This is a genomic window from uncultured Exiguobacterium sp. (assembly GCF_964277885.1).
In the GTDB taxonomy this organism is placed as follows: Bacteria; Bacillota; Bacilli; order Exiguobacteriales; family Exiguobacteriaceae; genus Exiguobacterium_A.
The window spans coordinates 1-18,303 of the sequence record NZ_CAXYJR010000008.1 but is presented as its reverse complement, the minus strand read 5'-3'; the positions used below and the strand labels follow the sequence as shown (position 1 = coordinate 18,303).

Here is an 18,303-nt window from a genome sequence, read left to right as displayed (position 1 = left end):
TCCACATCCGTCTAGGGAAGGAGGCAACACAACATGTTGTTACCAAAACGTGTAAAATATCGTCGTGTTCACCGCGGCAACATGCGTGGTAAAGCGAAACGTGGTACTACAGTACACTTCGGCGAGTTCGGTATCCAAGCTCAAGAAGCTAGCTGGATCACTAGCCGTCAAATCGAATCAGCGCGTATCGCGATGACTCGTTATATGAAACGTGGTGGTAAAGTGTGGATCAAGATCTTCCCACACAAGCCATACACTAAAAAACCTCTTGAAGTCCGAATGGGTTCAGGTAAAGGTGCTCCGGAGGGCTGGGTAGCAGTCGTCAAACCGGGTAAAGTAATGTTCGAAATCGCAGGAGTATCGGAAGAGATCGCACGCGAAGCTCTCCGTCTTGCATCACACAAACTTCCAGTAAAATGTAAGTTCGTAAAACGTGAAGAAAATGGTGGTGATACGAATGAAAGCAACTGATCTCCGTCAGCAAACAACTGAAGAGCTTAACGGTAAAGTCGGTTCGTGGAAAGAAGAGTTGTTCAACCTTCGTTTCCAACTCGCGACTGGTCAGCTTGAGAACCCTGCTCGTATCCGTGAAGTGCGCAAGTCGATTGCACGCGCGAAAACCGTTCTTCGTGAACGCGAACTCGGCATCAACAACGCATAATTCACTCGGATTCTGAGAGGAGGAACACTCAATGGAACGCACTAACAACCGCAAAGTGTTAACTGGACGCGTCGTTTCTGACAAAATGGACAAAACGATCGTAGTTACAGTTGAAACAAAAGTAAAGCACAAGCTTTACGGCAAACGCGTAAACTACTCTAAAAAGTACAAAGCGCATGATGAAAACAACACAGCTAAAATCGGTGATGTTGTACGCATTCAAGAAACACGTCCATTATCTAAGGACAAACGTTTCCGTCTCGTAGAAGTCATTGAAGAAGCAGTAATCATCTAAACTCTAATTAGTTCGGGTGAATAAACATCCGGAGGGAGGTACAATCGTATGATTCAACAAGAATCTCGCTTAAAAGTAGCAGACAACTCAGGAGCTCGTGAAGTCTTGACGATCAAAGTCCTCGGTGGTTCTGGTCGTAAAACTGCTAACATCGGTGACGTTATTGTTTGTACAGTAAAACAAGCAACACCAGGTGGCGTTGTCAAAAAAGGTGAAGTTGTACGCGCAGTAGTCGTTCGTACTAAACGTGGCGTTCGTCGTAAAGACGGTTCGTACATCCGTTTTGACGAAAACGCAGCAGTCATCATCAAAGATGACAAAAGCCCACGTGGCACACGTATCTTCGGACCAGTCGCACGCGAACTTCGTGAAAAAGACTTCATGAAGATCGTCTCGTTGGCACCGGAAGTACTTTAATTCCAAAGAATTCCTACAAGGAGGTGCTCTAACGATGCATGTCAAAAAAGGTGATAAAGTTCAGGTTATGACTGGTAAAGACAAAGGCAAACAAGGCGTTGTCCTTACAGCTATGCCTAAAAAAGATCGCGTAATCGTCGAAGGCGTTAACATGATCAAAAAACACTCAAAACCTTCTCAACTCAACCCGCAAGGCGGAATTGTCGAGAAAGAAGCACCGATTCACGTATCGAACGTTATGCTCATCGACCCTAAGACAGGTAACCCAACACGCGTTGGTTTCACTGTGGTTGACGGCAAGAAAGTACGTATCGCTAAAAAATCGGGCGAAGCTTTAGATAAATAAGAAGATTTAAAGAAAGGAGGTCCACTTTCTGATGAACCGTTTAAAAGCTAAATACCAAGACGAAATCGTCAAAGTAATGATGGAGAAATTCAATTACAGTTCTGTAATGCAAGCGCCGAAAGTCGATAAGATCGTAATCAACATGGGTGTTGGTGACGCTGTTACGAACTCTAAGGCACTTGACATGGCAGTCGAAGAGCTTCAGCTCCTCACTGGTCAGAAGCCACTCATCACGAAAGCTAAGAAATCAATCGCTGGTTTCAAACTTCGTGAAGGTATGCCAATCGGTGCGAAGGTTACACTTCGTGGCGAGCGCATGTACGAATTCCTCGACAAGTTGATCAACGTGTCACTTCCACGTGTACGTGACTTCCGTGGCGTATCGAAAAAATCTTTCGATGGCCGTGGTAACTACACGCTAGGCGTGAAGGAACAATTGATCTTCCCAGAGATCGACTACGATCGCGTATCGAAAGTCCGTGGTATGGACATCGTTATCGTAACTACTGCTAACACGGATGAAGAGTCACGTGAGCTTCTCACAGCACTCGGCATGCCATTCCAAAAATAAGGGAGGTCGACAACATGGCTAAGAAATCAATGATCGCACGTGAAGTAAAACGTCAAGCACTCGTTGAGCGCTTCGCTGAAAAACGCGCAGAATTGAAAGCACAAGGCGACTACATCGGCTTGAGCAAACTCCCACGTAACTCTTCAGCGGTTCGTTTACACAACCGTTGTAGTATCACTGGCCGTCCACACGGTTACATTGGTAAATTCGGTATCAGCCGTATTAAGTTCCGTGATCTTGCTCATAAAGGTCAAATCCCTGGTGTTAAAAAAGCAAGCTGGTAATTCATTAAAGTTGTGAAAGGAGGTACATCGCATGGTTATGACAGATCCGATTGCAGATATGCTTACACGCATTCGTAATGCAAACATGGTTCGCCATGAGAAGTTGGAAATGCCAGCTTCTACAATCAAACGTGAAGTCGCTGAAATCCTCAAACGTGAAGGTTTCATCCGCGATGTTGAATATCTCGAGGACAGCAAACAAGGTACGCTCCGCGTATTCCTTAAATATGGCGCAAGCAACGAGCGCGTTATCACTGGACTCAAACGTATCTCGAAACCAGGTCTTCGCGTTTACGCGAAAGCTGATGAAATCCCGAAAGTACTCGGTGGTCTCGGAATCGCTATCGTTTCAACATCTAAAGGTGTAATGACTGACAAAGAAGCTCGCCAACAAAAAGTCGGCGGCGAAGTGATCGCATACATCTGGTAATACACGCATAAAAAGAACGGAGGTGTCTTAAATGTCACGTATTGGTAAAAAGCCAGTCGTCATCCCAGCAGGCGTTACAGTAACAGTTGAAAACAACACGGTTACGGTAAAAGGTCCTAAAGGGGAACTCTCACGCGAGTTCAGCCCAGCTATGGCGATTAACGTAGAAGGTAATGAATTGACTGTCACTCGTCCGAACGACGAGAAAGCAAGCCGTACGATCCACGGAACGACTCGTGCGCTTATCGCGAACATGGTCGAAGGTGTAAGCAACGGTTTCGCTAAGACACTCGATATCCAAGGTGTTGGTTACCGTGCACAAAAGCAAGGTAACAAAATCGTACTCAACCTCGGTTACTCACACCCAATCGAGTACACTCCGGAACAAGGCATCGAAGTCGAAGTTCCTACGAATACGCAACTCATCGTTCGCGGAATCAGCAAAGAACGTGTTGGTCACGTCGCTGCATTGATCCGTTCGTACCGTCAACCTGAGCCGTACAAAGGTAAAGGTATTCGTTACAGTGATGAAGTCGTTCGTCGTAAAGAAGGTAAAACAGGTAAGTAATTCGCGAATGCGAATTGACCGGAAAGGAGTGGCATAAATGATCTCAAAGGCAGATAAAAACGCTACGCGTAAAAAACGTCATGGTCGTGTCCGTCGTACAATCATCGGGACTGCAACACGTCCACGTATGAACGTATTCCGTTCGAACAAGAACATTTACGTACAAGTCATTGACGATGCAACACATGCAACACTCGCATCTGCATCATCACTCGACCTTGAAAAAGGCAACACGACTGACGCTGCGGCAGCAGTTGGTAAGCTCGCAGCTGAGCGCGCTCTTGAAAAAGGTATCGAAACAGTCGTTTTCGACCGTGGAGGATATCTCTATCATGGACGTATCAAAGCTGTAGCTGAAGCAGCTCGTGAAGCTGGTCTCAAATTCTAATAGAAAAGGAGGGAACCTCTACATGCGCCAGTTAGAAATTAACATGGATCAACTCGAAGAACGCGTTGTTACCGTAAACCGCGTCGCGAAAGTAGTAAAAGGTGGCCGTCGCTTCCGTTTTGCTGCCCTCGTCGTCGTTGGTGACAAGAATGGTCACGTAGGTTTCGGTACGGGTAAAGCTCAGGAAGTGCCTGAAGCGATCCGTAAAGCAATCGAAGATGCTAAGAAAAACATGGTTAACGTTCCAATCGTTAACACAACAATTCCACACGAAGTCAACGGTGTATTCGGTGCAGGTCACGTCTTCTTGAAGCCTGCTTCTGAAGGTACTGGAGTCATCGCTGGTGGTCCAGTTCGTGCGGTTCTCGAATTAGCGGGAATCAACGACATTCTTTCAAAATCACTTGGATCAAGCACTCCAATCAACATGGTTCGTGCGACTGTCGAAGGTCTCACATCACTCAAACGTGCTGAAGAAGTTGCGAAACTCCGCGGTAAAACCGTCGAAGAACTTCGCGGTTAAGAAAGGGAGGGAAAACAGATGGCGAAACTCGCAGTTACCCTCACACGCAGCATGATCGGTCGTCCGGAGAACCAACGCGTTACTACTCGTACGCTTGGTCTCCGTAAGATGCACCAGACTGTTGTCGTACCTGACAACGCTGCTATGCGTGGGATGATTAACCACGTGTCACACTTAGTGACAGTAAAAGAAATTCAAGAGTAATAGTTCGATATAATTTTATGAGGAGGTGCCCCACTATGAAACTCCATGAATTGAAACCAGCTGCTGGTTCACGTTCAGAACGCAACCGTGTAGGTCGCGGTATGTCTTCTGGTAACGGTAAGACTTCTGGCCGTGGTCATAAAGGTCAAAAAGCTCGTTCAGGCGGTGGTGTTCGTCCAGGTTTCGAAGGTGGACAAAACCCACTTTACCGTCGTTTACCAAAACGCGGCTTCAACAACCCAACTCGTAAAGAGTTCGCGGTCATTAACCTTGACACACTCAACCGTTTTGAAGAAGGAACTGAAGTCACTCCAGAACTTCTTGTCGAGACTCGTGCAGTCAAAGGCATGAAAGACGGCGTGAAAATTCTTTCTAACGGTAAGATCGAAAAGAAACTAACAGTCAAAGCTCATAAGTTCTCCGACGCTGCGAAGCAAGCAATCGAAGCTGCCGGCGGTACGGTTGAGGTGATCTAATGTTTCAAGCGATCTCCAATATGTGGCGCGTAGCCGACATTCGTCGGCGCATTCTCTTTACCTTGGCACTGATCATCGTGTTCCGTATCGGAGCACATATCCCGGTGCCGATGGTAAACACGGAAGTGTTTAAGATTGACCAGAACGGTGTTCTCGGTTTCTTGAACTCGTTCGGCGGGAATGCTTTGAAGAATTTCTCACTCTTTGCGATGGGAATCATGCCGTATATCACGGCCTCGATCGTTGTCCAACTCTTACAGATGGACGTTGTTCCAAAGTTTGCCGAATGGGCAAAACAAGGAGAGGCGGGCCGTAAGAAGTTAGCAACGGTAACGCGCTATGGAACGATCGTACTCGGCTTAGTCCAAGCGTTTGGAATCGCGCTTGGATTTAACCGTATCTACCCAGGTCTTGTCGACGAACAGTTCGGCACCTGGACATACGTTATGATTGCACTCGTATTGACAGCGGGAACGGCATTCTTGATGTTCCTCGGTGAACTCATCACGGAGAAGGGCATTGGTAACGGGATATCAATGATCATCTTCGCTGGGATCGTCGCGGGCTTCCCGAATGCATTCCGCCAGATTTATGAAACGAAGCTCCAAAATGCAGGGGATGCTTTGTTTGTAAACGTGCTTTATATCGTACTCTTGCTTTTAATCATCATCGCGGTCATCGTCGGAGTCATCTATGTTCAGCAAGCTGCACGTAAGATTCCGATTCAGTACGCTAAGCGTACGGTGAACCGGACACCAGTTGGCGGACAATCGGCACACTTGCCGATCAAATTGAACGCTGCCGGTGTTATTCCAGTCATCTTCGCGGTGTCGTTCATGGTGACGCCACCAACGGTTGCGAGTTTCTTTGCAAGTCCGGAAACGGCAACGAAGATCCGTGACATCTTCGACTACACGAGTCCAATCGGTATGTCGATCTATGTGGCACTGATCATCGCGTTCTCGTACTTCTACACATTCGTTCAGGTGAATCCGGAACAAATGGCAGAGAACCTTCAAAAGCAAGGCGGATACATTCCTGGTATTCGTCCTGGTAAGCAAACGGAGCAGTACATCACGAAGATTCTATACCGTCTGACATTCTTCGGTTCACTTTTCCTTGCTGTCATCGCGGTGACGCCGACATTCTTTATTAAGTTTGCTGGCTTACCGAACTCGGTGCAGATTGGTGGAACGAGCTTGTTGATCGTCATCGGTGTAGGATTAGAGACGATGAAACAGATTGAAAGTCAATTGGTTAAACGACACTACAAAGGCTTTATCCGATAAGGCGGGAGGAAGGGGACCATCCCTTTCCTTTCTGTTGTGTCTATAGAGCTATAGAAGTGGAGGCTACCGACATGAATCTAGTATTGATGGGTTTGCCGGGTGCTGGTAAAGGAACGCAGGCTGCGAAAATCATCGAAGACTATGCGATCCCCCACATCTCGACAGGCGACATGTTCCGCGCGGCGATCAAAGATTCGACGCCACTCGGGCAAGAAGCGAAATCATACATGGATAAAGGGGAACTCGTTCCGGATGAAGTCACAATCGGCATCGTACGTGAGCGTCTCGCCAAAGAAGACTGTGCAAATGGTTTTCTCCTTGACGGTTTCCCACGCACAGTGAAGCAAGCAGATGCTCTTGAAGCATTACTTGAAGATCTGGGCAAACAAATTGATCACGTCATCCACATCGGTGTAGACCCGGAGAAACTTGTCCCTCGTTTGACAGGTCGCCGGATTTGCCCAACTTGCGGAGCAACGTATCATGTTCTCTATAACCCACCAAAAGTGGAAGGGATCTGTGATATCGACGGATCAGCACTTGTACAACGTGAAGATGACCAAGAGGAGACAGTACGTCGTCGCTTGGAAGTCAATGTCGCACAAGCGCAACCTTTGATTGACTTTTACGCAGAAAAAGGGTATCTTCGTAATTTGGACGGTGATCGTCCGATCAACGATGTATATTCCGATGTTCAGGCACTCCTTGGTGATCAGTAATGATCATTACGAAAGCGCCGCGTGAAATCGACATCATGCGTAAAGCAGGACAAATCGTCGCCCGGACGCATAAGGAGCTTCAAGCTCATATTCGCCCAGGTATCACGACGGGGCAACTCGACGTGATCGCTGAACGCTATATTCGAAGTCAAGGGGCAACACCATCGTTTAAAGGGTATAATGGTTTCACGGGTAGCATCTGTGCTTCCGTGAACGAAGAGCTTGTCCATGGTATTCCGGGAGATCGTGTACTTCAGGACGGTGACATCATCTCGATTGACATCGGAGCAGAGTACAATGGGTATCACGGAGATTCAGCCTGGACATATCCGGTAGGTACAATCTCTGAAGAGACGAAGCGGTTACTTGACGTAACTGAAGAATCTCTGTATAAAGGATTGGAGCGCGCCAAAGCTGGCGTGCACCTGACAGATATTTCGCATGCGATTCAGTCACATGTTGAAGCTGCGAATTTTTCTGTAGTCCGCGAATATGTGGGCCACGGCGTGGGACAAAATTTGCATGAAGATCCGCAAATTCCACATTATGGACCACCGGGGAAAGGGCCGCGCCTGAAAACCGGCATGACACTGGCAATTGAGCCAATGGTCAACGTCGGGAAACGCTATGTTCGCACACTATCCGACAATTGGACGGTAGTGACGGTGGACGGTAGCATGTGCGCCCACTTTGAGCACACCATCGCCATCACAGACGACGGCTACGAGATCTTAACGGTCGATGCAGAGTGAGCTGTGCGCGTTATTGGTGTCACCTTTCTATAAGCCAGTATCCACTCGTGTTTGTGACCGATGATCTCTCAATGGCTCTTGTAGAAAGCCCCTAGCGCTACAAATCGTCTGGGCTCCCAATCAACTTTATAGAGAAAGGGGTATAATTGATGGCGAAACAAGATGTAATCGAAGTGGAAGGTACGGTTATCGAGCCGCTTCCAAACGCGATGTTTAAGGTGGAGTTAGAAAACGGCCACACGGTCCTCGCGCACGTCTCAGGAAAAATTCGGATGCACTTCATTCGGATCTTGCCAGGAGATAAAGTAACAGTTGAGTTGTCACCATACGACTTGACTCGCGGACGGATCACATACCGTTTCAAATAAAAACTCCGATTTTTTCAGGAGGAGGTATTCACAATGAAAGTAAGACCTTCGGTTAAACCGATCTGTGAAAAATGTAAAGTTATCCGCCGTAAAGGCAAAGTAATGGTTATTTGCGAAAACCCTAAGCATAAACAAAAACAAGGGTAATTAAACAAGGAGGTGCACACATGGCACGTATTGCTGGTGTAGATATTCCACGTGAGAAACGCATCGTCATCTCACTCACTTACATCTATGGTGTTGGTAAAACGACTGCTCAAAAAGTCTTGAAAGAAACTGGTATCTCTGAAGATACTCGTACTCGCGACTTGACTGAGGAACAATTGAACCAACTTCGTGATGGTTTAGACAAAATCAAAGTTGAGGGTGACCTTCGTCGTGAAATCTCACTCAACATCAAACGTTTGATCGAAATCGGTTGCTACCGTGGTGTTCGTCACCGTCGTGGTCTTCCAGTTCGTGGTCAAAACACTAAAAACAACTCGCGTACTCGTAAAGGCCCACGCCGTACAGTAGCGAACAAGAAGAAGTAAGGGAGGGTAAACTAAGATGGCAAAACGCAAACAGAACGTTCGTAGTAAACGTAAAGTCAAAAAGAATATTGAATCTGGTATCGTGCATATCCGTTCAACATTCAACAACACGATCGTTACGATCACTGATATGCAAGGGAATGCAATCTCTTGGGCAACTGCAGGTAACATGGGCTTCAAAGGCTCACGTAAATCGACTCCTTTCGCTGCACAAATGGCATCTGAAACAGCTGCTAAAACAGCAATGGATAACGGTATGCGTACTGTAGAAGTTAACGTTAAAGGTCCTGGTGCAGGTCGTGAAGCAGCTATCCGTGCTCTTCAAGCAATCGGTCTCGAAGTCACTGCAATCCGTGACGTTACTCCAGTACCACACAACGGTTGCCGCCCTCCAAAACGTCGTCGCGTGTAACCCGTCTTGTACTGCAGAGCGGGGATTCGAGTAGACTTTTGTTGATCGTTTGACCAAGCAAGGCAGTAGAAACGTACACAAGGCGGTTGGCGATTGAACGCGATGGCCAACATGACGATATTCAAGGAGGGGTTCAGATGATCGAAATCGAAAAACCGAAGATTGAAACGATCGAGTTAAGCGAGAATGCTACGTTTGGTAAATTCGTAGTTGAGCCGCTTGAGCGTGGATTCGGTACAACGCTTGGTAACTCATTGCGTCGTATCCTATTGTCTTCACTTCCGGGTGCTGCAGTCACTGCAGTCCAAATCGATGGCGTTCTTCATGAGTTCTCGACGATTGATGGCGTTGTAGAAGACGTTACCCAAATCATCTTGAACCTTAAGAAACTCGCCCTCAAAGTGTACTCGGAAGAAGAGAAAACGCTTGAGATCGATATTCAAGGCGCTGGTGTTGTCACTGCTGCGAACATTACGCATGACAGCGACGTCGAAATCCTCAACCCAGAACTTCACATCGCAACGCTTGCAGAAGGTGCATCACTTCATATGCGTCTGACAGCACGCCGTGGTCGTGGGTATGTTCAGGCTGAAGATAACAAACGGGACGATATGCCAATCGGTGTAATCCCAATCGACTCGATTTACACGCCAATTCAACGTGTAAATTATCAAGTTGAAAAAACACGTGTCGGTCAAGATGCGAGCTTCGATAAGTTGACGCTAGATGTTTGGACGGACGGTTCAATCCGCCCTGAAGAAGCAGTGTCACTCGGTGCGAAAATCATGACAGAACACTTAAACATCTTTGTTGGTCTTACGGACGAAGCGCTCCATGCTGAAATCATGGTCGAAAAGGAAGAAGATCAAAAAGAAAAAGTACTCGAAATGACGATCGAAGAACTCGATCTCTCAGTTCGTTCGTACAACTGTTTGAAACGCGCTGGTATCAACACGGTTCAAGAACTCGCGAACAAGAGCGAAGACGAGATGATGAAAGTCCGTAACCTCGGACGTAAATCACTCGAGGAAGTTCAAGCGAAACTCGACGAACTCGGACTAGGCTTGCGCAAAGAAGACTAATACTATTAATTGCACGAAGGAGGGAATCCATCCATGGCATACTCGAAATTAGGCCGTACAAGCTCACAACGTAAGGCACTTTTGCGTGACCTTGCGACTGATCTCATCATCAATGAGCGTATCCAAACTACAGAACAAAAAGCGAAGGAACTTCGTCCAGTCGTAGAGAAACTCATCACTTTAGGTAAACGCGGTGATCTCCACGCTCGTCGTCAAGTTGCATCGTTCGTTCGCCGTGAAGCTGCTGGTCAAAACGCAGAGGGCAAAGCACAAGACGCGATCCAAAAATTATTCGCTGATGTGGCTCCACGTTTTGCTGAGCGTCAAGGTGGTTACACACGCATCATGAAAATGGGACCACGTCGTGGTGACGGCGCAGAAATGGTCATCATCGAACTCGTTTAATCCTCATTAAATGATTCGCCATAAAAGGGCAGTGCGTATCCCGCTTCTGCCCTTTTGCTACAAAATGAAAGTATTGATTTGATGAAGGAGGAGAGATCATGGACAAGCTGATTGAACTGGAACAGGTCACCTATCGGTATCCGGAACAGGAGCAAGCAGCCTTACACGAGGTCTCTCTGACGATTCGTTCAGGTGAATGGGTCGCCATCGTTGGTCACAACGGCTCTGGAAAATCAACGCTGACGAAATTGTTTAATGGATTGTTGTTACCGGAAACAGGGACCGTTACGGTTGCTGAGCGCTTTTCAAGTGCGAATCCGGAGCAACTGTGGGAGATGCGCCGAGCAATCGGCATCGTCTTCCAAAATCCAGATAATCAATTCGTTGGCACGACCGTGCGCGACGACGTGGCATTTGCTCTAGAAAACTGGGGTGTGCCACGCGAGGAAATGGTTCGTCGTATCGACGACAGTCTAGCGCGCGTTGGCCTTACGGATTTTGTTGATCGGGAACCCCATCAACTATCCGGCGGACAGAAGCAGCGTGTCGCAATCGCTTCGGCGCTTGCGATGCGCCCTGATGTTCTCGTGCTCGATGAAGCCACATCGATGCTTGATCCATTAGCACGACAAGAGGTCATGTCGACCGTTCAGGAACTCCATGCGACCCACCCAATGGCGGTCATCGCGATTACACACGAATTAGACGAAGTATTACGGGCTAGTCGTGTCATCGTCATGGATGCCGGGAAAATCGTATTAGAAGGATCCCCTCAGGAAGTCTTTCGTCATGCATCGTTCTTAGAAGACATCGGACTCGATGTTCCATTCGTTGTTCGGGTACAAGAACGCTTACGGGCGCAAGGTCTCTCACTCGAGGAGACGATACTAGATGAAAGAGAATTGGTGAACCGTTTATGCCAATCTTAATCCAGGAATTAAATTATACGTATCAACTCAATAGTCCGTTCGAACGAGTCGCGCTGCGTGATGTGAATCTTGAGATTCCGTCAGGGGCGCTTGTTGCGTTTGTAGGGCATACCGGATCCGGGAAATCGACGCTCGTGCAGCACATCAATGGGTTGCTCAAGCCGACAGCGGGGAAGGTACAAGTCGATGACATCATCGTTGAACCGAAGAAAAAACAGGACCTCAAGCCATTAAGACGTCGCGTCGGGCTTGTTTTTCAATATCCGGAATATCAATTGTTCGAAGAGACGGTCTTAAAGGATGTCATGTTCGGTCCGATGAACTTCGGTCATGATGCCGCGACGGCTGAGCAATTAGCGAAAGAGGCATTACGGACTGTCGGACTCGATGAAGTCTTTTGGAGTCGTTCGCCGTTTGACCTGTCTGGTGGGCAAATGAGGCGTGTTGCAATTGCCGGCGTACTCGCTAGTCAACCAGACGTGTTGATCGTCGATGAGCCGACGGCAGGACTCGATCCGCAAGGGCGCAAGCATATGCTGAGTCTGTTTGCTCGGCTCCATGCAGAGACCGGTATGACATTGCTCCTGATCACGCACGACATGGATCAGGTGCTTGAGTATGCCGAGCGTGTCATCGTCATGGAAAACGCCCAGGTGGCGTTTGACGGACTACCGCTTGACCTGTTTAAAGAAGAGACATTGCTCGAGCAATTCCACCTCGATCTTCCGCACGTCTTATCGCTTGCTTGGCAAGTCGCTGATCGACGCGGATTGCAACGACCGGATATCCGGACGGAGACCGAGTTGATCGAGTGGTTGATGACGAAAGGGGTGAGCGAATGATCGTCGGACAACATATTCCCGGTCAGTCGTACTTGCACCGGTCGTCGGCACTTGCGAAGATCATCTTTGCTTTCTGCTTCATTCCGCTCGTCTTTCTTGCGAACAATGCAGCAACGAACATCTTTTTACTCATCTTTACGTTCTTAGCACTCATGAGTAGTCGCTTACCGCTTCGTTATGTTCTAAAGGGACTGCGACCGATTCTATTCCTGATCGTCTTTACGTTCGTCATCCAGCTGTTCTTCACGCGCGAAGGGGCTGTGATTTTCGAACTCGGCTGGCTTCGGATCTATGAAGAAGGACTGCGACTCGCGATCATCGTCTCATTACGTTTCTTCTATCTCGTCTCGATCACGACACTCGTCACGCTGACGACCTCACCAATCGAACTGACGGATGCGATTGAATTGTTGTTGAAGCCGTTCAAGGTCGTTCGTGTCCCGACGCATGAAATTGCGCTCATGTTATCGATTTCGCTTCGGTTCTTACCAACTTTAGCGGAGGAGACGGAGAAAATCATGAAGGCACAGCAAGCACGTGGTGTTGATTTATCGGCAGGACCGATCAAGGAACGTTTACGGGCGATCATTCCGTTATTGATTCCGTTGTTCATCTCCGCCTTTAAGCGGGCAGAGGATCTTGCGACAGCGATGGAAGCACGGGGGTACCGTGGAGGAGAGGGGCGGACACGTCTACGGGAATCCAAGTGGACGATGCGGGATACAGGTCTGATGATCTTGCTTGTCCTCCTGACGATCAGTTTAGTAGGATTGCGAGGGATCGGGTAATGCGTCGTTTAAAATGTACGATTCAATATGACGGAACCGGCTACGCCGGGTATCAGGTGCAACCAAACGGATTGACGATTCAAGAAGTAATTGAAACGACGCTTGCGCGGATGCACAAACATCCCGTCAAGATCATCGGGTCGGGACGGACGGATGCGAGGGTGCATGCCTACGGGCAAGTCATTCATTTTGATACGGAACTAGCGATTCCCCCGGAGAACGTCGTCAAGGCACTGAATACGCTCTTACCAGCGGATATTCGTGTCCGGAGCTGCGAGGAGGTCGAACCGACCTTTGAAGCGCGTTACGATGTCGTAGGGAAGGAATACCGCTATTTCGTCCGCCGCGAAGAAAATGCGTTTCGTCGGAATCTGTCTGTTCATATTCCGTATTCACTCGATCTCGAGCGAATTCGTCAAGGGATGGCACATCTCGTCGGCACGCACGACTTCAGTTCGTTCTGTGTTGCGAAGACGGAAACGGATAACCGGGTTCGGACGATTTACGAGGCAGAGTTGATGACAGTCGGTGACGAACTCGTTTTTCGATTCCAGGGCAGTGGGTTTCTCTATAATCAAATCCGGATCATGGTTGGGACGTTACTTGACGTCGGACGCGGTCGTTTTGCACCAGAGGACATCAAAAAAATGTTGCTGGCAAAGGACCGAAACGTCGCAGGCGTGACGGCGCCTCCTCATGGACTCTATCTATGGGAAGTTTTCTATCCGGAGTGAAAAAAGGCAATTGACATTGTCTATTAAAAAACATACAATGTTTATTGGCATTTCATTTATTATGAAACCACAATCTTAGCCCCGTACACCTAAGATTATGATAGATTCACCTAGTGAATAAATGAAAAATCAAAAACAGAACTTTTAATTCCTTAGGAGGTATTTTACATGCGCACAACTTTCATGGCGAAAGCTACTGATGTAGAACGCAAATGGCTCCTTATCGACGCTGAAGGTAAAACACTCGGTCGCCTTGCGAGCGAAGTTTCATCACTTCTCCGTGGTAAGCACAAGCCTACGTTCACACCACACGTTGACTGTGGGGATAACGTTATCCTCATCAACGTTGAGAAAATCGTTTTAACTGGTAACAAACTCGACAAAAAAGTCTACTACCGTCACTCTGGTCATCCAGGCGGCTTAAAGCAGACTGTTGCACGCGATATGCTTGCTAACAAACCTGAGCGCATGCTTGAACTCGCGATCAAAGGAATGCTTCCAAAAGGTAGCCTCGGTCGTCAAATGTTCAACAAACTCCACGTCTACGCTGGAGCTGCACACAAGCACGAAGCACAACAACCAGAAGTTTACGAACTTCGCGGTTAATACGAATTTAGGAGGAACTACACGATGGCAGATGTACGTTACTACGGCACTGGTCGCCGGAAACACGCGGCAGCGCGCGTTTTCCTTGTTGCTGGAGACGGTAAAGTCACAGTTAACGGTCGCGATATCAGCGAATACTTCGGTTATGAGACATTGATCATGACTGCAAAAGAACCACTCGTAATCACAGAAACAGAAGGCAAGTACGATGTAATCGTAACGGTCAAAGGCGGCGGCTTCACTGGTCAAGCAGGCGCTATCCGTCACGGTATCTCACGTGCTCTTCTTCAAGCGGATCCAGAATTCCGCGGCGCACTCAAAGCGAAAGGCTTCTTGACTCGTGATGCTCGTATGAAAGAGCGTAAAAAATACGGTCTTAAAGCAGCTCGTCGTGCACCACAATTCTCGAAACGTTAATTCTTTTCGAATTCCTCTCACCCTTGTGGTGGGAGGTTTTTTTTGTGTATTAAAAACCACTCTTCCGAATGGATTTCGGAAAGAATGGTCGAAGTCAGCGTGAACGAATGCGCATCAGTCGAAGCAATAGAACGAGTAATAAATAGACGACCGTAAACGTCAATGGAATGCTGATGAGGAAGAGAGGCTTGACGAAGTCGATCTGGGTGTGGACAGTCTCTTGACCGACATGTCCCGTAAAAGAGGTTTCCTCACTCAAGACAGTTGCATTAGTAGGTAGTTTTGTCTCAGGAGCTACAGCGGATTGCAGCGTTAGATACAGTATGAAGCCGAGGTGTAAGAGGCAGGTGACGCCAAGCGTCCAAATAAGACGTTTTTTCATATCATGCTCCTTTTGATATCAGTTAGATTTGTTATACATTCCATAAGTATAGCGGATTTTGTTTTCGGGAACAGGAAACAAAGGGGAGTGAGCATAGATGGCATTATCGATCAGCTGGTTACTCGAGCGAGCGAATCGGAAATTGAATGCGTCGGGACTGTCACGAGAAGTCGCCAAACGGACGCAAGAGGTCATCCGGGAGATGCATGCGCAAGGAATTTATGTCGGTGTCGCGCAAGGGTACCGATCCATCGCGGAACAGAATCGGTTGTACGCACAGGGACGGACGTTACCTGGACCGATCGTGACGAACGCACGTGGGGGACAATCGAGTCATAACCGCGGTATCGCCGTCGACCTCTTTCAATATTCCGAAGACGGTACACAAGCGCTGTTTCGAAACGATCAACGCTTTCAAAAGATCGTTACTGCGATGAAACAACGTGGTTTTTCTTGGGGTGGGGACTGGACGAGCTTTAGGGATTATCCACACTTTGAATTACAAGGAGTGTCTGAAGAAACGATGAATCGCTCTCGTGCGATTGTTCCGTATCCAGGTCGTCCGTTGTATCAAGGTGCAGCTAATATGAATCCACGGGATATCGAACGAATCCAGCGTGCAGTCAAAGCAACCGTGACTCAGCGCTTTGATGCAGAGACAACTCAGAAGGTGCGCGCCTACCAAACACGTCAAGGACTTGATGTCGATGGTGTCGTGGGTCCTCGTACATGGAACCGAATGTTCTAAAATGAGCGAATGATTGATCTAAATGATGAAAACAGACATCGGACATGGAAAAGTCATCCTTTCCGGTGTCGAAATGTGCAAGCGCTCTCTTATTTTTGTTATACTAATAAGGATTAAATCGAACGTTTTCAGGGGGAAGGCACTATGTTGAATGAACAAGAAATTCGCGAGGTAGTCGGAACGCTCGTCGATCCGACGATTGACCGCCCGCTTGCAGATACGAACGGCATTCGTGACGTCCGGATTAAAGGTGATTATGTCAGTCTGAAAATCGCTTTAGCACAATCCGGTTCTGGGGAGCAACTCGTGCTCCAACAGCAAATCGTCAAGGAACTAAAAGAAAAAGGATTTAAGACGGTGGGACTCCGTTTTGAGGCACTTGGTGATCACGGGATCCAAGCAGCGACGACACCGTCGATCCTTAAACCAGAATCCGGTACGACGTTCATCGCGATCGCTTCCGGTAAAGGGGGCGTCGGAAAATCAACGGTTTCTGTTAACCTAGCAGTCGCCCTCGCACGAGCAGGGAAGAAGGTTGGTTTGATTGATGCCGATATCTACGGCTTTAGTGTTCCAGACATGATGGGAATTGAAACACGTCCGACTGTCGTCAACGACCGAATCGTTCCACCAGAACGCTTTGGCGTCAAGGTCATCTCAATGGGCTTCTTCGTCGAAGATAATGCACCAGTCATCTGGCGGGGACCAATGCTCGGGAAGATGCTCAATAACTTCTTCGCAGACGTCGAATGGGGCGATCTCGATTACTTGTTGCTTGATCTTCCACCAGGGACAGGGGATGTCGCGCTCGACATTCATTCGATGCTCCCGAGCTGTCAGGAAGTCATCGTCACGACACCTCACGCAACAGCTGCTTTTGTTGCAGCACGAGCAGGGGCAATGGCGATCAAAACGAACCATCGTCTCCTCGGAATCGTTGAGAACATGGCGTACTTTGAAAGCAAAGTGACAGGCGAAAAAGAATATGTCTTCGGTAGTGGTGGCGGAGAGAGGTTGTCAGAAGCGTTAAAAACCGATATTCTAGCTAAGATTCCACTTGGACAACCATATGCGAATGATGCGGACTTCGCTCCATCGATCTATCGCGATGATCATCCATTTGAGACGTACTATAATGAACTCGCCACGCGTGTCATCGAAAAAGTAGAGGGATAAGAATGAAGATTAAAGGATTTTTGAAGCTGTTTTGGATGACGCTCCTGATTGGAACGCTCGCCGGCTTCGTGTTTAACTTGGTAGCGGAACCTGGATATATCCGAAATCAATCGATCAGCGGATATGTGACGGCTCTCTCCTACAGTAGTACGTGGACTGCCATCAGTTTGATGGGATTCTTCTCGTACTTGATCTTACACCGTGTCGGACTTGATCTGTTCCGAGGCGCAAAGCTTTGGAATCGTGTTCAGATCGTCTTGATCGCATTTGCACTGTTTGATGGTGTCTATCTACGCGGACTAGCATATGGTTTTGATAAGACTAGCCTCTATATTGGCGAGATGGTCGTCTTACTTTTAATCGCCTTCCTAGTCGCGCGGACGAAAGCACGTGAAACGAACTTTACGGCATTCATTCCGACATTGTTCCTCATGACAGTCATCACCTTGATTGAATGGGTACCTGCTCTGCAGGCGACACAAGACAAACGGATGTTGTGGGCAGCACTTGCGACACTCTTGGTCTGTAACGCGTATCAGATTCTGATGCTGCACCGCTTACAAGAAAAGCCTGCTTCTCAAGGGCAATCGCAAAAACAAGCGTAATGAAAAAGACCCGCGAACGGGTAGTGTTTTACCGGTTCAAGCGGGTCTATCTTTTTTCTAAAGTTTTTTTAGAAAAACAGTTGACGAAAAAAACAAGAGTTGATATATTAATACATGTCGCTGAGGCACACGCCAAACGCGAACGTCACAGACGAAAAAAACTTCAAAAAAGTAATTGACATCACATATTACTTTACTGTAAGATTTAAAAGTCGTCAAATGACATATTGGACTTTGAAAACTGAACGATGAGGCAAAAATCGTATTCTACGGAATACAAAAACGAATGAAGCGCAAGCTTCGTCAATCGTGACTTCGGTCACACAACGAGCAAGTCAAACACTTTATGGAGA

The 18,303-nt window shown here is 47.7% G+C and carries 32 protein-coding genes; 31 read left to right on the top strand and 1 reads right to left on the bottom strand.

Annotated elements, in window-relative coordinates; all coding sequences use genetic code 11:
* The first annotated feature begins 33 nt into the window (after positions 1–33).
* From rplP to rpsI, 28 genes are all read left to right on the top strand, one after another.
* Complete coding sequence (gene rplP, locus ACHWTJ_RS15765; protein ID WP_012369016.1) at positions 34–471, top strand: 50S ribosomal protein L16; 438 nt, start codon at positions 34–36, stop codon at positions 469–471.
* Entirely contained in the window at positions 458–661 is a 204-nt protein-coding gene (gene rpmC, locus ACHWTJ_RS15760) for a 50S ribosomal protein L29 (RefSeq protein ID WP_012369017.1), read from the top strand. The genes rplP and rpmC overlap by 14 nt, the downstream gene beginning before the upstream one ends.
* 31 nt (positions 662–692) lie before the next feature.
* A complete protein-coding gene (rpsQ, locus tag ACHWTJ_RS15755) occupies positions 693–956 on the top strand; it encodes a 30S ribosomal protein S17 (protein ID WP_023466634.1) in 264 nt (87 codons plus the stop codon).
* Between the two features lie 48 nt (positions 957–1,004).
* Complete coding sequence (rplN, locus tag ACHWTJ_RS15750) at positions 1,005–1,373, top strand: 50S ribosomal protein L14 (protein ID WP_012369019.1); 369 nt, start codon at positions 1,005–1,007, stop codon at positions 1,371–1,373.
* Between the two features lie 34 nt (positions 1,374–1,407).
* The gene (rplX, locus tag ACHWTJ_RS15745) at positions 1,408–1,719 is read left to right on the top strand and encodes a 50S ribosomal protein L24 (protein WP_012369020.1); all 312 of its coding nucleotides are present in this window, start codon (positions 1,408–1,410) and stop codon (positions 1,717–1,719) included.
* 31 nt (positions 1,720–1,750) lie between these two features.
* Positions 1,751–2,290: a 50S ribosomal protein L5 gene (rplE, locus tag ACHWTJ_RS15740; RefSeq protein ID WP_023466635.1), complete on the top strand. Its 540-nt coding sequence runs from the start codon at positions 1,751–1,753 to the stop codon at positions 2,288–2,290.
* Between the two features lie 14 nt (positions 2,291–2,304).
* Complete coding sequence (gene rpsN, locus ACHWTJ_RS15735) at positions 2,305–2,574, top strand: 30S ribosomal protein S14 (protein WP_035413163.1); 270 nt, start codon at positions 2,305–2,307, stop codon at positions 2,572–2,574.
* Between the two features lie 31 nt (positions 2,575–2,605).
* Positions 2,606–3,004 (top strand): 30S ribosomal protein S8, encoded by a 399-nt coding sequence (rpsH, locus tag ACHWTJ_RS15730; RefSeq protein ID WP_012369023.1) that lies wholly within the window; start codon positions 2,606–2,608, stop codon positions 3,002–3,004.
* A 31-nt stretch (positions 3,005–3,035) separates the two neighbouring features.
* On the top strand, positions 3,036–3,572 hold the full coding sequence (rplF, locus tag ACHWTJ_RS15725; protein WP_023466637.1) for a 50S ribosomal protein L6: 537 nt from the start codon (positions 3,036–3,038) through the stop codon (positions 3,570–3,572).
* A gap of 37 nt (positions 3,573–3,609) precedes the next feature.
* Positions 3,610–3,960: a 50S ribosomal protein L18 gene (gene rplR, locus ACHWTJ_RS15720; RefSeq protein ID WP_023466638.1), complete on the top strand. Its 351-nt coding sequence runs from the start codon at positions 3,610–3,612 to the stop codon at positions 3,958–3,960.
* A gap of 22 nt (positions 3,961–3,982) precedes the next feature.
* On the top strand, positions 3,983–4,483 hold the full coding sequence (rpsE, locus tag ACHWTJ_RS15715; protein WP_023466639.1) for a 30S ribosomal protein S5: 501 nt from the start codon (positions 3,983–3,985) through the stop codon (positions 4,481–4,483).
* Between the two features lie 18 nt (positions 4,484–4,501).
* Positions 4,502–4,687, top strand: a complete 186-nt coding sequence (gene rpmD, locus ACHWTJ_RS15710; RefSeq protein WP_023466640.1) for a 50S ribosomal protein L30 — start codon at positions 4,502–4,504, stop codon at positions 4,685–4,687.
* A 35-nt stretch (positions 4,688–4,722) separates the two neighbouring features.
* The gene (gene rplO, locus ACHWTJ_RS15705) at positions 4,723–5,163 is read left to right on the top strand and encodes a 50S ribosomal protein L15 (RefSeq protein ID WP_035399353.1); all 441 of its coding nucleotides are present in this window, start codon (positions 4,723–4,725) and stop codon (positions 5,161–5,163) included.
* Positions 5,163–6,452 (top strand): preprotein translocase subunit SecY, encoded by a 1,290-nt coding sequence (gene secY, locus ACHWTJ_RS15700; RefSeq protein WP_294739802.1) that lies wholly within the window; start codon positions 5,163–5,165, stop codon positions 6,450–6,452. Before rplO ends, secY begins: the two co-directional genes overlap by 1 nt.
* Positions 6,453–6,523: 71 nt before the next feature.
* The gene (locus tag ACHWTJ_RS15695) at positions 6,524–7,171 is read left to right on the top strand and encodes an adenylate kinase (protein ID WP_023466643.1); all 648 of its coding nucleotides are present in this window, start codon (positions 6,524–6,526) and stop codon (positions 7,169–7,171) included.
* The gene (map, locus tag ACHWTJ_RS15690) at positions 7,171–7,923 is read left to right on the top strand and encodes a type I methionyl aminopeptidase (protein ID WP_294739807.1); all 753 of its coding nucleotides are present in this window, start codon (positions 7,171–7,173) and stop codon (positions 7,921–7,923) included. The genes ACHWTJ_RS15695 and map overlap by 1 nt, the downstream gene beginning before the upstream one ends.
* Positions 7,924–8,072: 149 nt before the next feature.
* Positions 8,073–8,291, top strand: coding sequence for a translation initiation factor IF-1 (gene infA, locus ACHWTJ_RS15685; protein WP_012369032.1), 219 nt, complete (start codon positions 8,073–8,075; stop codon positions 8,289–8,291).
* Positions 8,292–8,324: 33 nt separating this feature from the next.
* The gene (gene rpmJ, locus ACHWTJ_RS15680; RefSeq protein ID WP_003156543.1) at positions 8,325–8,438 is read left to right on the top strand and encodes a 50S ribosomal protein L36; all 114 of its coding nucleotides are present in this window, start codon (positions 8,325–8,327) and stop codon (positions 8,436–8,438) included.
* Between the two features lie 20 nt (positions 8,439–8,458).
* Positions 8,459–8,824, top strand: coding sequence for a 30S ribosomal protein S13 (gene rpsM / locus ACHWTJ_RS15675; protein ID WP_023466646.1), 366 nt, complete (start codon positions 8,459–8,461; stop codon positions 8,822–8,824).
* A 16-nt stretch (positions 8,825–8,840) separates the two neighbouring features.
* A complete protein-coding gene (gene rpsK, locus ACHWTJ_RS15670; protein ID WP_023466647.1) occupies positions 8,841–9,236 on the top strand; it encodes a 30S ribosomal protein S11 in 396 nt (131 codons plus the stop codon).
* A gap of 137 nt (positions 9,237–9,373) precedes the next feature.
* Positions 9,374–10,318, top strand: coding sequence for a DNA-directed RNA polymerase subunit alpha (locus ACHWTJ_RS15665; RefSeq protein WP_023466648.1), 945 nt, complete (start codon positions 9,374–9,376; stop codon positions 10,316–10,318).
* A 33-nt stretch (positions 10,319–10,351) separates the two neighbouring features.
* Positions 10,352–10,723: a 50S ribosomal protein L17 gene (gene rplQ, locus ACHWTJ_RS15660; protein WP_023466649.1), complete on the top strand. Its 372-nt coding sequence runs from the start codon at positions 10,352–10,354 to the stop codon at positions 10,721–10,723.
* Positions 10,724–10,821: 98 nt separating this feature from the next.
* On the top strand, positions 10,822–11,652 hold the full coding sequence (locus ACHWTJ_RS15655; protein WP_029343095.1) for an energy-coupling factor ABC transporter ATP-binding protein: 831 nt from the start codon (positions 10,822–10,824) through the stop codon (positions 11,650–11,652).
* Positions 11,640–12,494 carry an energy-coupling factor transporter ATPase gene (locus ACHWTJ_RS15650; protein ID WP_055966768.1) on the top strand — a complete coding sequence of 285 codons (855 nt, stop codon included), beginning with the start codon at positions 11,640–11,642 and terminating at the stop codon, positions 12,492–12,494. Before ACHWTJ_RS15655 ends, ACHWTJ_RS15650 begins: the two co-directional genes overlap by 13 nt.
* Complete coding sequence (locus ACHWTJ_RS15645; protein ID WP_294739818.1) at positions 12,491–13,282, top strand: energy-coupling factor transporter transmembrane protein EcfT; 792 nt, start codon at positions 12,491–12,493, stop codon at positions 13,280–13,282. Before ACHWTJ_RS15650 ends, ACHWTJ_RS15645 begins: the two co-directional genes overlap by 4 nt.
* A complete protein-coding gene (gene truA / locus ACHWTJ_RS15640; protein WP_394680001.1) occupies positions 13,282–14,016 on the top strand; it encodes a tRNA pseudouridine(38-40) synthase TruA in 735 nt (244 codons plus the stop codon). The genes ACHWTJ_RS15645 and truA overlap by 1 nt, the downstream gene beginning before the upstream one ends.
* A 168-nt stretch (positions 14,017–14,184) precedes the next feature.
* Positions 14,185–14,622 (top strand): 50S ribosomal protein L13, encoded by a 438-nt coding sequence (gene rplM / locus ACHWTJ_RS15635; RefSeq protein WP_023466654.1) that lies wholly within the window; start codon positions 14,185–14,187, stop codon positions 14,620–14,622.
* 24 nt (positions 14,623–14,646) lie between these two features.
* Positions 14,647–15,039, top strand: coding sequence for a 30S ribosomal protein S9 (gene rpsI, locus ACHWTJ_RS15630; RefSeq protein ID WP_023466655.1), 393 nt, complete (start codon positions 14,647–14,649; stop codon positions 15,037–15,039).
* A 94-nt stretch (positions 15,040–15,133) separates the two neighbouring features.
* On the opposite strand, the gene ACHWTJ_RS15625 is transcribed toward rpsI, so the two are convergent.
* Positions 15,134–15,421 carry a hypothetical protein gene (locus ACHWTJ_RS15625; protein ID WP_394680000.1) on the bottom strand — a complete coding sequence of 96 codons (288 nt, stop codon included), beginning with the start codon at positions 15,419–15,421 and terminating at the stop codon, positions 15,134–15,136.
* A gap of 97 nt (positions 15,422–15,518) precedes the next feature.
* On the opposite strand from ACHWTJ_RS15625, the gene ACHWTJ_RS15620 reads away from it, so the two are divergent.
* The 3 genes from ACHWTJ_RS15620 to ACHWTJ_RS15610 all read left to right on the top strand — a co-directional run bounded on the left by ACHWTJ_RS15620 (position 15,519) and on the right by ACHWTJ_RS15610 (position 17,950).
* Positions 15,519–16,169 carry a M15 family metallopeptidase gene (locus ACHWTJ_RS15620; RefSeq protein ID WP_394679999.1) on the top strand — a complete coding sequence of 217 codons (651 nt, stop codon included), beginning with the start codon at positions 15,519–15,521 and terminating at the stop codon, positions 16,167–16,169.
* Between the two features lie 144 nt (positions 16,170–16,313).
* Positions 16,314–17,345, top strand: a complete 1,032-nt coding sequence (locus tag ACHWTJ_RS15615; protein ID WP_035413182.1) for an Mrp/NBP35 family ATP-binding protein — start codon at positions 16,314–16,316, stop codon at positions 17,343–17,345.
* A 2-nt stretch (positions 17,346–17,347) separates the two neighbouring features.
* Positions 17,348–17,950: a KinB-signaling pathway activation protein gene (locus tag ACHWTJ_RS15610; protein ID WP_294739830.1), complete on the top strand. Its 603-nt coding sequence runs from the start codon at positions 17,348–17,350 to the stop codon at positions 17,948–17,950.
* Positions 17,951–18,303 lie beyond the last annotated feature (353 nt).